General features: G+C 64.2%; 9 protein-coding genes. 4 read left to right on the plus strand and 5 right to left on the minus strand.

Annotation, left to right across the window (positions count from 1 at the left end):
• Window positions 1-23 precede the first annotated feature (23 nt).
• Window positions 24-800, plus strand: a complete 777-nt coding sequence (locus JC616_RS06955; protein ID WP_146176666.1) for a type 2 periplasmic-binding domain-containing protein — start codon at window positions 24-26, stop codon at window positions 798-800.
• Window positions 801-1,344: 544 nt separating this feature from the next.
• On the plus strand, window positions 1,345-3,153 hold the full coding sequence (locus JC616_RS06960) for a carbon starvation CstA family protein (protein ID WP_227107437.1): 1,809 nt from the start codon (window positions 1,345-1,347) through the stop codon (window positions 3,151-3,153).
• A 254-nt stretch (window positions 3,154-3,407) separates the two neighbouring features.
• Here JC616_RS06960 and JC616_RS06965 read toward each other — a convergent pair whose 3' ends face one another.
• From JC616_RS06965 to zigA, 5 genes are all read right to left on the minus strand, one after another.
• Complete coding sequence (locus JC616_RS06965) at window positions 3,408-5,396, minus strand: exotoxin A binding domain-containing protein (protein ID WP_227107439.1); 1,989 nt, start codon at window positions 5,394-5,396, stop codon at window positions 3,408-3,410.
• Window positions 5,397-6,106: 710 nt separating this feature from the next.
• On the minus strand, window positions 6,107-7,444 hold the full coding sequence (locus tag JC616_RS06970; RefSeq protein ID WP_227107442.1) for a dihydroorotase: 1,338 nt from the start codon (window positions 7,442-7,444) through the stop codon (window positions 6,107-6,109).
• Window positions 7,445-8,005 (minus strand): LbetaH domain-containing protein, encoded by a 561-nt coding sequence (locus tag JC616_RS06975; RefSeq protein ID WP_166451759.1) that lies wholly within the window; start codon window positions 8,003-8,005, stop codon window positions 7,445-7,447. It abuts the gene before it with no gap.
• Window positions 8,006-8,156: 151 nt separating this feature from the next.
• Window positions 8,157-9,041, minus strand: coding sequence for a GTP cyclohydrolase FolE2 (gene folE2 / locus JC616_RS06980; RefSeq protein ID WP_227107444.1), 885 nt, complete (start codon window positions 9,039-9,041; stop codon window positions 8,157-8,159).
• Window positions 9,038-10,279 carry a zinc metallochaperone GTPase ZigA gene (gene zigA, locus JC616_RS06985; protein ID WP_227107446.1) on the minus strand — a complete coding sequence of 414 codons (1,242 nt, stop codon included), beginning with the start codon at window positions 10,277-10,279 and terminating at the stop codon, window positions 9,038-9,040. Before zigA ends, folE2 begins: the two co-directional genes overlap by 4 nt.
• Window positions 10,280-10,589: 310 nt before the next feature.
• On the opposite strand from zigA, the gene JC616_RS06990 reads away from it, so the two are divergent.
• Window positions 10,590-14,291 carry a nitrate reductase subunit alpha gene (locus tag JC616_RS06990; RefSeq protein ID WP_227107448.1) on the plus strand — a complete coding sequence of 1,234 codons (3,702 nt, stop codon included), beginning with the start codon at window positions 10,590-10,592 and terminating at the stop codon, window positions 14,289-14,291.
• Complete coding sequence (gene narH, locus JC616_RS06995; RefSeq protein ID WP_107798999.1) at window positions 14,288-15,838, plus strand: nitrate reductase subunit beta; 1,551 nt, start codon at window positions 14,288-14,290, stop codon at window positions 15,836-15,838. The genes JC616_RS06990 and narH overlap by 4 nt, the downstream gene beginning before the upstream one ends.
• Window positions 15,839-15,848: the final 10 nt, after the last annotated feature.

Consider the following 15,848-nt stretch of genomic DNA (forward strand, 5'->3'; position numbering starts at 1 on the left):
CTCAGTCCAGGGGGAGACATTCGATGACAAAACAAATGCTGCTGTGCGCGGCCTGGGCGCTGGGCTGCGCGCCTGGCCTGCTTCATGCCTGCAACGGCACGGCAACCCAGGACAGCTCGCCGGACATCAACCGGCCGGATCTGCACGGCATCGCCGTGTTTCTGCCGCAATTGCTGGAGAACAACCAGAACAGCCCGTTCGCCGAACTGCTGCAAGTGGTGGCCAGACATTACAAGGAAGGCAAGATCAGTTTCAGCATAGAGCCGGTCAAGCGCGTCTATCTGGACGCCAGCGACAAGAACGCGGACTTCCGTTTTCCCATCATGAAGGTGAGGGAGGGCGCGGACGACGCCACGCCCTATCAGTTCACCAAGGAGATGCTGGGCAAGGTGACCTTCGTGCTCTACACCCACAAGACCAAGCCGCTGGACAAAGAGGACGTGCTGCGCATGGCCAATCTGGCCAAATACAATATCGAGGCGCCGCCGGTGAACTGGGGCTTTCCCAGCAAGAGCGTGGTCAATCTGGAGCTATCGCTGAAAAAGCTGAATCTGGGCCGGGTGGACGGGGTGCTGTGGGCGCAGGAGGAGGCGGATTATCTGGTGCGAAAGTTCAAGCTGAACAATATCCGCCGCGCCCGTTTCGACGACTACCCGGACGTGCTCTTCCTCAACTGCAACCGCCGCGGCGATTTCGTCCATCAGGCGCTGAACCGGGCCATCCGCGCCGCGCGCGCCAGCGGCGAACTGCAAAAAGCCTACGCCAAGGTGCATAAGCCCTATCAGGACTGGCAGCCCTGATAAGCTGTTCAAAGTCTGCTGCGCGTCGGCGATACGGCGTTAAAACCGGCTTCGAAATGCTCATGTACCATCTGTACATTCCGCTTCCTCAGCCGGTTTCGCCTTGTCTCGCCCTAGCTCGCGAGACTTTGAACAGGCCCTGAGGGCCTGTTTACGATCTGCTGCGCGTCGGCGATACGGCGTTAAAACCGGCTTCGAAATGCTCATGTACCATCTGTACATTCCGCTTCCTCAGCCGGTTTCGCCTTGTCTCGCCCTAGCTCGCGAGACTTTGAACAGGCCCTGAGGGCTTGTTTACGATCTGCTGCGCGTCGGGGATACCGCGTTAAAACCGGCTTCGAAATGCTCATGTACCGTTTGACCATTCCGTTTTCTCAGCCGGTTTCGCCTTGTTCCGCTCAAGATCGTCAGCACATTCCGGGAACCGCTCGCCCCGCTCTGACCGCCGCTGGCGACGCCATGCGGCCGCTGAGCCGCTTTCCGCCCCACGGAGACCGCGCCCGCGCGTAAGTTCCGGGTGAGACTATCACCGGAGCTGACAAAAATGGATCACGCATTGACCTTCGTGATCGCCACCCTTTGCATACTTGCCATTTGCTACCGCCTGTACGGGGTGTTCTTCACGCGCAAGGTATTGGGTGTCGATGATAGCGCCGTGACCCCGGCGCATGAGTTAAAGGACGGCAAGGATTATGTGCCCACCAGCAAGTGGGTGGCGTTTGGCGGCCACTTCGCCGCCATCGCGGCGGCCGGCCCGCTGGTGGGACCGGTGCTGGCCGCCCAGTACGGCTATCTGCCCAGCATGCTGTGGCTGCTGATAGGCTGTGTGATCGGCGGCGCGGTGCACGACACCGTGGTGTTGTTCGCCTCGATGAAGCATCACGGCAAATCGCTGTCGGAAGTGGCCAAGACCGAGCTGGGCCCCTGGGCCGGCTGGTGCACCGGCCTGGCCATGCTGTTCATCATCACCATCACCATGGCCGGCTTGTCCATGGTGGTGGTGCACGCGCTGGAGCGCAATCCCTGGGGCGCGTTCGCGGTGAGCATGACCATTCCCATCGCCATCGCCGTCGGCCTGTGGGAGCGCGTCACCGGCAGCATGAAGAACGCCAGCTATGTCGGCGTCGCCGCCATCATGGCCTGCGTGTTCGCCGGCCCCTACATCCAGGGCACCGCGCTGGGCGAGCTGCTGACGCTGAAGGCGTCCACCGTGTCCCTGCTGCTGCCCATCTACGCCTTCTTCGCCACTGCGCTGCCGGTGTGGATGCTGCTGACCCCGCGCGCCTGTCTGTCCAGCTTCATGAAGATCGGCGTGTTCGGTCTGTTGGTGGTGGGCGTGGTGTTCATCAACCCGCAAATCCAGTTCCCGGCCGTCACCCAGTTCATCCATGGCGGCGGCCCGGTGCTGGCCGGCCCGGTATGGCCGTTCATCTCCATCACCATCGCCTGCGGCGCGATTTCCGGCTTCCACGCCTTCATCGGCTCCGGCACCACGCCCAAGCAGATAGACCGCTGGAGCGACATCCTGCCGGTGGGCTTCGGCGCGATGCTGGCCGAATGCGTGGTGGGAGTGATGGCCTTGATCGCCGCCACCGCCTTGCACCCGGCGGATTACTTCGCCATCAACTCCGCGCCGGACACCTTCGCCAAGCTGGGCATGCAGGTGGTGAACCTGCCGCAGCTGTCCCAGGAGATCGGCCTGGACCTGTACGGCCGCACCGGCGGCGCGGTGACGCTGGCGGTGGGCATGGCGGACATCTTCACCCGCATTCCCTGGTTCCATAATCTGGCGTCCTATTTCTTCCAGTTCATGGTGATGTTCGAAGCGGTGTTCATCCTCACCGCCATCGATTCCGGCACCCGCGTCGCCCGTTATCTGATCCAGGACTTCGTCGGCGACGCCTGGGCGCCGCTCAAGCGCACCGATTGGATGCCCGGCGCCATCGGCGCTTCGGTGGTGGCCTGCCTGCTGTGGGGCTATCTGCTGAACTCCGGCGACATCAATTCGGTGTGGGCGCTGTTTGGCGTGTCCAATCAGCTGATGGCGTCCATCGGCCTGATCATCGGCGCCACCATCATCCTGCGGCTGTCGCACAATCGCGCCTACATGATGACCTGCCTGCTGCCGCTGGCTTATCTCTACGTCACCGTCAATTACGCCGGTTACTGGATGATCAAGCACGTTTACCTGAACCCGGCGGCCAAGGGCTACAACCTGTTCAACGCCGCTATCTCCATCGCCATGCTGGCGCTGGGCTTGGTGATCCTGCTGTCCGCCTGCCGCAAGTGGATGGAGCTGCTGGCGCGGCCGGCGCCGGATGCGCGGCGCGAACTGGCCGCCACGGAGGCTTGAGCCGCTTGATTAAAATTGGGGTAAGACTTGGCCCGCTGGAAACAGCGGGCTTTTTTTGCGCCAGGGCTGTGAGAGTCTGTTTAGGTTCTTGCGAGCAAGAGCGAGACAAGGCGTTGCGGCTGAAGAAGCGGAATGTACATACGGTACATGAGCATTTTGAAGCGGTACTCACCGTGTAACGCTCCACGACGCGCAGCAGATCGTAAACAGGCCCTGAGAAAGCCGGAGGGCGCTTTCCCAGGGCCTGATGGTGGTCAGCGCTTGGTGACGTAGTCAGGCAGGCCGCTGATCTTCTTCTCGTAGTCCGGCACATTGATGGGCCGCACGCTGTTGTTGCCCTGAATCATCGACGGAATCGCCACCGCGTGTTCCGCCAGATCCCAGCCCAGAATGGTTTCATCCGCTTCGCCGGGGTCTTGCGGCCCGGTGATCGACTCATAGCCCAAGAGGCTGTTCAAGGTGACGTTGCGGCCGAGCAAGCGGCTGATCTCCCTGAGCGCCGCGGTCTCGTCGCTGAGCGGCTGGCTGGTGCGGAACAGGCGGGAGAGGGCGGTTCTGGGCACGTAGACGCGCATCATGATGCCGGTGGCGCCGGAGTCGTTGTCCAGCGCGTAGCCGTAGGCGACGTTCGGATCGCCGGCGATGTAGAGGCCGCGCCAGATCGGCTGCAGATCCTGGGTGCGGCGGGTGATGCCGGCGGTGACGATGCTTGTGGCGGCGGCGCGGGAGCCGCCGTGATAGCCGGCGAAGACATAGCCCTGGTCCAGCAGCTGCTGATGGGTGGCCAGCAGGCGCTCCTGGCTCCAGTTGCCGGTGGTGCCGTTGGCGAGGAATTCCACCGGCTCGCCCTGCGCGAAGAAGCTTGAGCCGGGGTGGTACTCGCGGTTGACGTGGGCGCCGTCGGCGTTGGCGGCGGCGCAAGGCTCGCTGTCGGCCGGGCAAGTCAGGGACAGCACGTCCGCTCTTTGCGCGTCGTCGGCGCTGGCGTCGGCGTGGTTGGCGCGATAGGCGTTCAAGCGCGCTTCCGCCTCGGCCAGGCCTTCGCGGGCCAGTTCCGGCGTTTCGCGCACCGCGGTGCCCAATTGCTCCAGCGCCTCCGGATCTTGCGCGCCGCTGACCGGGCGGGAATGGATCAAGTCATCGACCACCTGGCGGAAACGGTCGAAGGACAGCCGGGTGGCGATGTATAGCCCGACGATGTTTTCCACCCGGAAGCCGCAAGCGGACAGCTCTTCCCATCCTCTGGGCTGGCGGCTGCGGGCCAGGGATTCCAGCGGGATGCCGCAGACGCGGTGGGCGGACAGCGCGCCCAAGGCGTTTTCCTTGCTGAAGTGCACCCGGTGCTGGATGGGCGCTTTGGCCAGCGGTTTGAATTCATTGATCTGCGGCTTGCCGGCCACCACCTGGTACAGCTTGCCTTCCCAGGTCTTGTTCAACTGGCAGCGGTTTTGGGTGACGTAGTTGTAGATGGCGTCCAGCGGGTCCAGCCAGCACAGCAGGACGCCGCTATGCCATTCGCTCCAGCGCTTTTGCCGGTTGTGCTGCGTGGGCGCGGCGGTGTAGCCCACGCCCGGCCAAGACAGGATGATGTCGTTTCTTGGATTGGCGGAGCTGAACGCCAGCTTGGCCTTGTCCGGCCAGCGCGCCAGCGCGGCGTTGTCCAGGTCCACGCTGTACAGCGGCGAGTGATCGACGATCTTCTTATTGCTGTCCATGTCCATGATGAACAGTTTGATGCTGGTGGGCGCGTCTTTGCCGATGGGCACCACCCAATTCAGCGTGAACCATTCGGTGCGGCGCTTATGGGTGAATGTCTTGACCTTGCCGTCCGGGGCGGCCAGCTCAATGGTCAAAGTGCCCGGCGCGTGGCCGGTGCTTTGGCCATCGTTGATCCGGACCTTGGCGAAGTTGTCGATCTTGATGGTGGCGCTATTATTGGCCGCGGCGATGAGACGGTCTTGCACGAACATCGAGTAATACAGCACGCCTTCGTCCGGCGACGGGGTGATTTGCAGCGGCAATGAGGTGCTGATGAATTTACCCGGTTCCGCCGGCGAGAGAATGCAGTTGTCCGCGCATTGCTTGAAGATTTCGAAATCGGTTTTGATGACGGAACTGGCGGCCTGTTTGAAACTGGCGGTTTGCGCCGATCCGGCGGCAAAGGGGCTAGCTTCGTCGGTTTCGCACGCCGACAATAAGGGCATCAGGCCCGCGGCAAGGGCAAGGCTTTTATACAATCGCATATGGCGCTCCTAAGTGATGGAATGAAGCGAGCGAGCCATTGTTGTGATCATTTTTGTAAATGATTGAATTTTATATTTACAGTATTTCGCTGTTTGTTTTTTAAGGTCAATGGTAAATAATTACAGTTCTATGTCATTGATTTTGATTGTTAAATTGTTTTTTAGGAAAGTATTAAATAAAGATGGTTTTGTAAGGACTTTATTGTTGTTTATATTGATGTGATGGATGGATATTTAAATGTGGGTGGCATTTTATTGGCCGCGGGTTTTTATTGAGGGAGGGGGCGGAATGGCGATGCGGTTTCAATTAGACCGCCTTGGCTTGACGTATTTGGCCGTTTAGCCAACCCTTTTCGCCATGCTATCGCGCGGCATGGTCGGTATCGGCATAAGTGTTAATGGCGGGCGCTGGCGGGGAGCTCTCACGGGCTGCCGGTTCCAAGATGCCGGTCTGTCAACCCCGTTAGGCGTCTGCCGCCTCCATTCTGCGTTGTCTTGAGGTATCCGCCTGGCTTGCCAACCGATTCTGTCAGCCGTCGTGTGGCTAGGATAGGGCCGTCGGCTTTCTCCGCGTGGGTATCGCTGCGCTCCACCCACCCTACCCAGGGGATGCAGCGCGAGGCGTCAGTCCGTAGGGTGGGTGGAGCCACCGGCGATACCCACCGGCAGCGGCTTCGGGAGCCCGCCGACAGCCGGTCTTGAACCGGCCCTCAGCGCATAAACCGCAGCGGCAGGCCCTGGCAGTCCGGCTGGATGCGGCCCTGGAACCAAGCCAATTGACCGGAAACGATGGTGGCGCTGACCGCGTGGCGGAAGGCCAGATGCGGGAAGGGGGTCCAGCCGCAATGAGCCAGCAGGGCGTCGCGGCAGACCGGACGCGGCGCGGGCAGGCGCTGCACCAGCGTCAGATCGGCCCAATAGCCTTCGCGCAGATAGCCGCGTTCGGCGATGGCGAAGCGGGTGGCCACCGCGTGGCTGGTCTTGTCCACCAGTTGCGGCAGCGTCAGTTCGCCGTCGGCCACCAATTCCAGCAGCGCCGGCAGCGCGTGCTGGACCAGCGGCAGGCCGGCCGGGGCCTGTGTGTAGGGCTGCTGTTTTTCCTCCCAGGCGTGCGGCGCGTGATCGGTGCCGATCAGATCGATGCGGCCGTCGCGCAGCGCCTGGCGCAGCGCGTCGCGGTCGGCGCGGCTTTTGATCGCCGGATTGCATTTGATCAGGTGGCCCAGACGGGCGTAGTCGCCGTCGTCCAGCAGCAGGTGGTGGACGCAGGCTTCGGCGGTGATGCGCTTGCCAGCGACGGGGCCGGGCCGGAACAGCTCCAGTTCGCGCGCGCTGCTCAGGTGCAGCACGTGCAGTTGGCTGCCGTGGCGTTGCGCCAGCTCCACCGCCAGCCGGGTGGATTGGTAGCAGGCTTCGGCGTCGCGGATCAGCGGGTGCTGGTCCGGCGGGATGTCGTCGCCGAAGCGCAGCCGCCAGGCGGCTTCGCGCTCGCGGATGCGCGGCGTGTGTTCGCAGTGGGTGAGGATGGGCAGCGGGCAAGCGGCGAACAGCCGCTCCAGCGCGGCCGGGTCGTCCAGCAGCAGGTCGCCGGTGCTGGCGCCCATGAACACTTTGACGCCGGCGGCGCGGTTGGGCGGCAGCGCGGCGATCAGCGCCAGATTGTGGCGGGTGGCGCCCAGGTGGAAGCCGTAATTGGCCACGGAGTGGGCGGCGGCGCGGCTTTCCTTGTCCGCCAGCGCGTCCAGGCAGGTGGTGGCCGGCCGGGTGTTGGGCATGTCCATGAAGCTGGTGACGCCGCCGGCCACCGCGGCGCGGGATTCGCTGGCGATGCTGCCCTTGTGCGGCGCGCCGGGTTCGCGGAAGTGGACTTGGTCGTCGATCATGCCGGGCAGCAGCCATTGGCCGGCGGCGTCGATGTCGATGTCGCCGGGGCGGCCGGGCAGGCTGGCATCGATGCGGCGGATGCGGCCGTTGCCGACGCGCAGGTCGGCTTCCCACTCGCGGCCGTCGCTGACCAGGCGGGCGTTGCGGATCAGGATGTCGCTCATTCAGAACTCGTTTTGCAGCGCTTTGTAGCCGCGCACCAGTTCGCTGTTGGCGCGCAGCACGTCTTCGGAGAATTCGGCGGCGGACACGCTGGCCTTGGGCAGGCGCGCGGTGTCGCTGGCCGCGCCTATGCGTTCGGTGGAGGCCACGTAGCAGCCGGCCGGCAGTTCGCAGCCGTCCACCACCGCGTTGTGGCGCACCACGCAGCCGTCGCCGACGCGGCAGTTGAACAGCACGCTGTTGAAGCCGACGAAGACGCGTTCGCCCACGGCGCAGGGGCCGTGGATGATGGAGCGGTGGGCGATGGAGGTGTGCGCGCCTATGGCGACGGCGGCGCCGGCCTTGGAGTGGATGACCACGCCGTCCTGGATATTGGAGTGGGGGCCGATGACGATGGCTTCCATCTCGCCGTTGGCGTCCACTTCGTCGGCGCGGATCACCGCGTAGGGGCCGATGAAGACATGGTCGTGGACGATGATCTTGCCGCAGAGGATGGCGGTCTTGTCGACGTAGGCGGATTCGGCGATCACCGGCAGGTGGCCGGAGGGGTTTTTGCGTATCAAGCGCTGCTCCCTGAGAGAGTGTTCACGATCTGCTGCGCTGCGGCAATACGGCGTTGAGAACATCTTCGAAATGCTCATGTACCGAATGTACATTCCGCTTTCTCCGCTGTTCTCGCCTTGTCTCGCTCTTGCTCGCGAGATCGTGGATTGCTTATGAGAGTTGGCTGGCCGCCACCGCGTCGTGCGGGTGCAGGCTTTCCTGGTGGCGGACGTCGACCCGGCTCAGGCCGTGGCCGGCCAGCGCCGCTTGCAGCCGGCGCGCGGCGTCTTCCACATACATCAGATTGGCGCCGTTGAGGGCGGCGAAGGCTTGTTCGTCGGCGCGCTTGACCGCGGTTTGCACCGGGGTGGCCAGCGCTTGTTCGGCCAGGTCTATGCGCATCGCCAGCTCCCAGCCGGCGGCGTCGGCGGGGATGTCGAAGCGCAGCCGCGCCTGGCTGCGCTGGCTGTGCGGGGTGGCCAGGGTGGCGTGTTCCAGCAGCCAGTCGTAAACCGCGTCCGGCGTGGCCGCGCGCTCCTGTTGGCGGAAGGCGTCGGCGATCAGCCTGCGCGCCAGCGCGGCGGAGCAGGGGCAGGTGGAGGAGTAGGCGATTTCCACTTCGGCCCACAGCCGGCAGCCGTCGCCGTCGAGTTCGGCGCCCAGCGCGGCGGGGTAGGCCTTCCAGCCGGACAGGCCCGGCGTGGCCAGCGCCGGGCGCTGGCACAGCAGTTCGAAGCGGAATTCGGCACGGGCGGCGTCGCTGCCGCAGTCGGCGTGGCTGTCCGCCATCGCCCGCAGCAGCCGGCTTAGGGCGTCCGGGCTGAGCGGCGCGGCGTCGGCGTGGGCTTGCAGCAGCCGGTAGAGCCGGGACATGTGGATGCCCTTGATCGCCGGCCGGGGCAGGTTGACTTGCGCGCTGGCGCGGGCGGCGACGCAGCCGTGGGCGGCGTCCGCCAGCCGCAGCGGCAGCGCGATGCCGTCCATGCCCACCCAGTTCAAGGGCAGCAGCGCGGCGGCGGCGCCGCTGCGCGCGATATCGGGCAGCGGGGCGTTCATGCGGCGTCCTCGGCAAGGGTGTCCAGCGGCGGGAAGGGGTCCGGCAGCAGCGCCCAGGCGGCCGGGCCGGCGGCCATTTCGGCCTCGTCCAGCAGGCAGTCGTCCAATTGCCGGCGTAGTTCGGCTTCGTTCATGGCGATGCCGATCAGCACCAGTTCCTGACGCGCGTCGCCGATGCCGTCCCGCCAGTGGCTTTCGATCTGGCGCAGGCTGTCTTCGTCCTGCGGCCAATATTCGCGCGGGGTGGCGGCCCACCATTGGCCGGCCAGTTCGTGGCGGCACACCGCGCCGGCCTGCGACCACAGCTGGGCGTGGGCCGGGCGGCTGGCCAGCCAGAAATAGCCCTTGGAGCGCAGCACGCCCGGCCATTCCCGCTGCGCCAGTTCAAAGAAGCGCTGCGGGTGGAAGGGGCGGCGCGCGCGGTAGACGAAGCTGGCGATGCCGTATTCCTCGGTTTCCGGCGTGTGCTCGCCGCGCAGCTCGCTGAGCCAGCCGGGGGCGTCGGCGGCGGCGTCGAAGTCGAACAGGCCGGTGTCGAGCACCGCGTCCAGCGGCACCTGGCCGAAGCGGGCTTCGACGATGCGGGCGCGCGGGTTGAGCTGGCGCAGGATGCCGGCCAGCCGTTCCTTGTCCGCGGCGTCGATCAGATCGGTCTTGTTGAGCACGATCACGTCGCAGAACTCCACTTGTTCGATCAACAGGTCCGCCACCGTGCGCTCGTCGGCCTCGCCCAGGGATTCGCCGCGTTGCCGCAGTTGATCGCGCGAGGCGTAATCGCGCAGGAAGTGACAGGCGTCCACCACGGTGACCATGGTGTCCAGCCGCGCGGAGTCGGCCAGGCTGCGGCCTTGCTCGTCGGCGAAGGTGAAGGTTTCCGCCACCGGCAGCGGCTCGGCGATGCCGGTGGATTCGATCACCAGCTGGTCGAAACGGCCTTCGCGCGCCAGCCGCGACACTTCCAGCAGCAGGTCTTCGCGCAGGGTGCAGCAGATGCAGCCATTGCTCATCTCCACCAGTTTTTCCTCGGTGCGCGACAGCGCCGCGCCGCCTTCACGCACCAGGGCGGCGTCGATATTGACCTCGCTCATATCGTTGACGATCACCGCCACGCGGCGGCCCTCGCGGTTGTTGAGGATGTGGTTGAGCAAGGTGGTCTTGCCGGCGCCGAGGAAGCCGGACAGCACGGTGACCGGCAGTCTGGCGTCTAGCGCGGCGGAGGAGGAGGGCGTGGGCGTCATGGCATGGGGTCCGATTAAGTAAGGGCGATGCGGGTGGCGAAGGCCTTTGGCTGTTCGCGGTTTTTGTTATGTTATAACATTTTATTTTTCGACGGCAAGGGTCGAATATCGCCACTAGTTCTTTCTGGCTAGTCCGTCTCGCCAAAGTACTAACCGTGACTAGTGCCAATGCGCCGTCCGGCGTCGACCTTCGGCGAATGTCGGCGCTTGCCGCCGCGTTCTAAGCTTGCAATCAAGTGAAAAGGTCCGTTTCCCCCGGTGGCTGGAGCCGCCGGCCCGTGCGGCGCGGACCCCGATATTTGGAGGCAAGATGAGTCACTTTCTCGACCGTTTGAATTTCCTGGGCAAGACCCGCTCCACCTTTGCCAATGGTCACGGCGCCGTCGTCAACGAGGATCGCGGTTGGGAAAACGCCTACCGCCAGCGCTGGCAGCACGACAAGGTGGTGCGTTCCACCCATGGCGTGAACTGCACCGGCTCCTGTAGCTGGAAGGTGTATGTGAAGAACGGCCTGATCACCTGGGAAACCCAGCAGACCGATTACCCGCGCACCCGGCCGGACCTGCCCAATCACGAACCGCGCGGCTGTCCGCGCGGCGCGTCCTATAGCTGGTACGTCTACTCCGCCCAGCGCGTCAAATACCCGATGATCCGCGGCCGGCTGGCCAAATTGTGGCGCGAGGCGCGCCAGACCCTGAGCCCGGTGGAGGCCTGGGAAAAGATCAGCCAGACGCCGGAACTGGCCAAGCAGTACAAGTCCAAGCGTGGCCAGGGCGGTTTCGTGCGCGCCAGCTGGGACGAGGCCAACGAGATCGTGGCCGCCGCCAACGCCTTCACCATCAAGCGATACGGTCCGGACCGCGTGGTGGGCTTCTCGCCGATTCCGGCGATGTCCATGGTGTCCTACGCCGCCGGCAGCCGTTACCTCAGCCTGATCGGCGGGGTGCCGCTGTCCTTCTACGACTGGTATTGCGATTTGCCGCCGGCCAGCCCGCAGACCTGGGGCGAGCAGACCGACGTGGCCGAATCCGCGGACTGGTACAACTCCACCTATCTGATGGTGTGGGGCTCCAATGTGCCGATGACCCGCACCCCGGACGCCCACTTCTATACCGAGGTGCGCTACAAGGGCACCAAGACGGTGGCGGTGTCCAGCGACTTTGGCGAAATGGCCAAGTTCGGCGACATCTGGATGGCCCCCAAGCAGGGCACCGACGCCGCGATGGCAATGGCGATGGGCCATGTGATCTTCAAGGAATTCCACCTCGATAATCCGTCCGGCTACTTCACCGACTACATCCGCCGCTATACCGACATGCCGATGCTGGTGGCGCTGAAGCAAGACGGCGAGCGCTACATTCCGGACTACTTCCTGCGCGCCTCCCATCTGGAAGGCGGCCTGGGCGAAGACAACAACCCGGACTGGAAAACCCTGCTGATCGACGAGGCCAGCGGCGACATCGTCGCGCCCAACGGCTCCATCGGCTTCCGCTGGGGTCAGGCCGAGGGCAAGGCCGGCAAGTGGAACCTGGAGCAGAAGGACGGCGGCAACGGCCGCGAGGTGTCCGCCAAGCTGTCGCTGATCAAAGAAAGCGACGCGGTGGTGGGCGTGGGCTTCCCTTACTTCGGCGCCGAGCACGATGAACTGTTGACCCGCAATGTGCCGGCCAAGCGCATCCGTCTGGCCGACGGCAGCGAAACCCTGGTGGCCACGGTGTTCGACCTGATGGCGGCCAACTACGGCATCGACCGCGGCCTGGGCGGCGGCAACGTCGCCGTCGACTACATGGACGACGTGCCCTACACCCCGGCCTGGCAGCAGAAGCACACCGGCGTGAAGCCGGAACTGGTGATCCAGGTGGCGCGCGAGTTCGCGCAGAACGCCGATCAGACCCAGGGCAAATCCATGGTCATCGTCGGCGCGGCGCTGAACCACTGGTACCACATGGACATGACCTACCGCGGCATCATCAATATGTTGATGCTGTGCGGCTGTATCGGCCAGTCCGGCGGCGGCTGGTGCCACTATGTGGGCCAGGAAAAACTGCGCCCGCAAACCGGCTGGGCGCCGCTGGCCTTCGCCGGCGACTGGAACCGCCCGGCGCGGCAGATGAACGGCACCAGCTTCTTCTACGCCCACACCAGCCAGTGGCGGCATGAAAAACTGGGCGTAGGCGAAATCCTGGCGCCCACCGCCGACGGCCGCATGGCCGGCATGGCGCTGATCGATTACAACGCCAAGGCCGAGCGCATGGGCTGGCTGCCGTCCGCGCCGCAGCTGTCCGCCAACCCGCTGGAGGTGACCCGCGCCGCGGCCGCCGCCGGCCAGGACGCCGCCGCCTACGTGGTGGACGGCCTCAAGTCCGGCAAGCTGGACCTGGCCTGCAACGACCCGGACAACCCGCAGAACTTCCCGCGCAATATGTTCGTGTGGCGTTCCAACATCCTGGGCAGCTCCGGCAAGGGCCACGAATACTTCCTCAAATACCTGCTGGGCACCCAGAACGCGGTGCTGAATTCGGAAGACGACTGCATCAAGCCGACCGAAATCACCGTGCGCCCGGCGGCGGAAGGCAAGCTGGACCTGCTGGTGGTGCTGGACTTCCGCATGTCCACCACCTGCTTGTACGGCGATATCGTGCTGCCCACCGCCACCTGGTACGAGAAGGACGACCTCAACACCTCGGACATGCACCCCTTCATCCACCCGCTGTCCGAAGCGGTGCAGCCCTTGTGGCAGTCGCGCACCGACTGGGAGATCTACAAGGGCTTCGCCAAGAAGCTGTCCGAGCTGGGCAAGGACTATCTGGGCGTGCAAAAGGATCTGGTGCTGACCCCGCTGATGCACGACACCCCGGAAGAACTGGGCCAGCCCTTCGATCCCAAGGACTGGAAAAAAGGCGAGTGCGAGCCGGTGCCGGGCAAGACCATGCCCAAGATGACGGTGGTGGAGCGCGACTACGGCGCGATCTACGACAAATTCACCACCATCGGTCCCTTGCTGGAAAAAGCCGGCAACGGCGGCAAGGGCATCAACTGGAAAACCGGCCATGAGGTGGACATCCTGCGCGGCCTGAACCAGGTGGCGAGCCAGGGCGCCGGCAAGGGCCAGCCCAAGCTGGAAACCGCGATCGACGCCGCCGAGATGATTCTGACCCTGGCGCCGGAAACCAACGGCCACGTGGCGGTGAAGGCCTGGGACGCGCTGTCCAAGATCACCGGCCGCGACCACACCCATCTGGCCAAGCCGCGCGAGCACGACAGCATCCGCTTCCGCGACGTGCAGGCGCAGCCGCGCAAGATCATTTCCTCGCCCACCTGGTCCGGCCTGGAAAGCGAAGAAGTCAGCTACAACGCCGGCTACACCAATGTGCACGAGCTGATTCCCTGGCGCACCATCACCGGCCGCCAGCAGTTCTACCAGGATCACCAGTGGATGCGCGCCTTCGGCGAAGGCCTGTGCGTGTACAAGCCGGCGGTGGATCTGAAAACCACCCAGGCGGTGCTGGGCAAGCACGGCAACGGCAATCACGAATTGGTGCTGAACTTCCTGACCCCGCACCAGAAATGGGGCATCCACAGCACGTACTCCGACAATCTGCGCATGCTGACCCTGAGCCGCGGCGGCCCGAACGTGTGGCTGTCCGAGGACGACGCCAAGAAGGCCGGCATCGTGGACAACGACTGGATCGAGGTGTTCAACGCCAACGGCACGCTGACCGCCCGCGCCGTGGTGTCGCAGCGGGTGCCGCAGGGCATGACGATGATGTACCACGCCCAGGAGAAGATCGTGAACGTGCCGGGCGCGGAAGTGTCCGGCAAGCGCGGCGGCATCCACAACTCGGTGACCCGCACGGTGACCAAGCCCACCCACATGATAGGCGGCTACGCGCAGCTGTCCTGGGGCTTCAACTACTACGGCACCGTGGGCGCCAACCGCGACGAATTCGTGGTGGTGCGCAAGATGAACTCAGTGGACTGGATGGATAGTCCGGCAGGAGAGCAACAATGAAAATCCGCGCTCAAATCGGCATGGTGTTGAATCTGGACAAGTGCATCGGCTGCCACACTTGTTCGGTCACCTGCAAAAACGTCTGGACCAGCCGCGACGGCGTCGAATACGCCTGGTTCAACAATGTGGAAACCAAGCCCGGCATCGGCTACCCCAAGGAATGGGAAAACCAGGAGAAGTGGAAGGGCGGCTGGGTGCGCAAGCCCAACGGCAAGCTGGAGCCGCGCCAGGGCGGCCGGCTGAAAATCCTGGGCAATATCTTCGCCAACCCCAATATGCCGGCGATAGACGATTACTACGAGCCGTTCACCTACGACTACGAACATCTGCAGAACGCGCCGGAGATGAAGACGCCGCCCACCGCGCGGCCGGTGTCGGTGCTGACCGGCAAGAAGATGAACAAGATCGAATGGGGCCCGAACTGGGAGGACGATCTGGGCGGCGAATTCTCCAAGCGCAGCAAGGACGCCCTGTTTGAGGGTATCCAGAAGGAAATGTACTCGGCCTTCGAGAACACCTTCATGATGTATCTGCCGCGCCTGTGCGAACACTGCCTGAACCCGGCTTGCGTCGCCTCCTGTCCGTCCGGCTCCATCTATAAGCGCGAAGACGACGGCATCGTGCTGATCGACCAGGACAAATGCCGCGGCTGGCGCATGTGCGTGTCCGGCTGCCCGTACAAGAAGATTTATTACAACTGGACCTCCGGCAAGGCCGAGAAGTGCACCTTCTGCTACCCGCGCATCGAGGGCGGCCAGCCGACGGTGTGCTCGGAAACCTGCGTCGGCCGCATCCGCTACCTGGGCGTGCTCTTGTACGACGCCGACAAGATAGACGAAGCCGCCGCGGTGGAAGACCCGAAGAGCCTGTACGAGGCGCAGCTGGGCGTGTTCCTGGACCCGAACGCGCCGGAAGTGATCGCCGAGGCGCAAAAGCAGGGCATTCCGCAAAGCTGGATCGACGCCGCGCAGCGCTCCCCGGTCTACAAGATGGCGATGGAGTGGAAAGTGGCTTTCCCGCTGCACCCGGAATACCGGACCCTGCCGATGGTGTGGTACATCCCGCCGCTGTCGCCCATCCAGTCCGCGATGGAAAACGGCCTGATCGGCGAGAACGGCATCATCCCGGACGTCAAGGACCTGCGCATTCCCATCCAGTACCTGGCCAATCTGCTGACCGCCGGCAAGGAAGAGCCGGTGGTGAAGGCGCTGGAAACCATGGTGGCGATGCGGCGCTATATGCGCAAGAAGAGCGTGGAGAAGGTGTCGGACCCCGCCACCCTCAAGGGCACGCATCTGAACCCGGCCCAGGTGGAGGAGATGTATCAGGTGATGGCCATCGCCAATTACGAAGACCGCTTCGTGATTCCGTCCAGCCACAAGGAGCTGGTGGAAAACACCTTCGAGGACAAGGCGTCCTGCGGCTTCACCTTCGGCAACGGCTGCTCCGGCGGCGAGTCCGAGGCCAGCCTGTTCGGCAAGAAGAAGGCCACTCCCATCGTGTTCCACGACATGCGGCGCGACCGCAAGTCCAATTCCGGTCAGTGAAGGAGAACGC

The sequence above is a fragment of the Chromobacterium rhizoryzae genome (assembly GCF_020544465.1).
Lineage (GTDB): Bacteria > Pseudomonadota > Gammaproteobacteria > Burkholderiales > Chromobacteriaceae > Chromobacterium.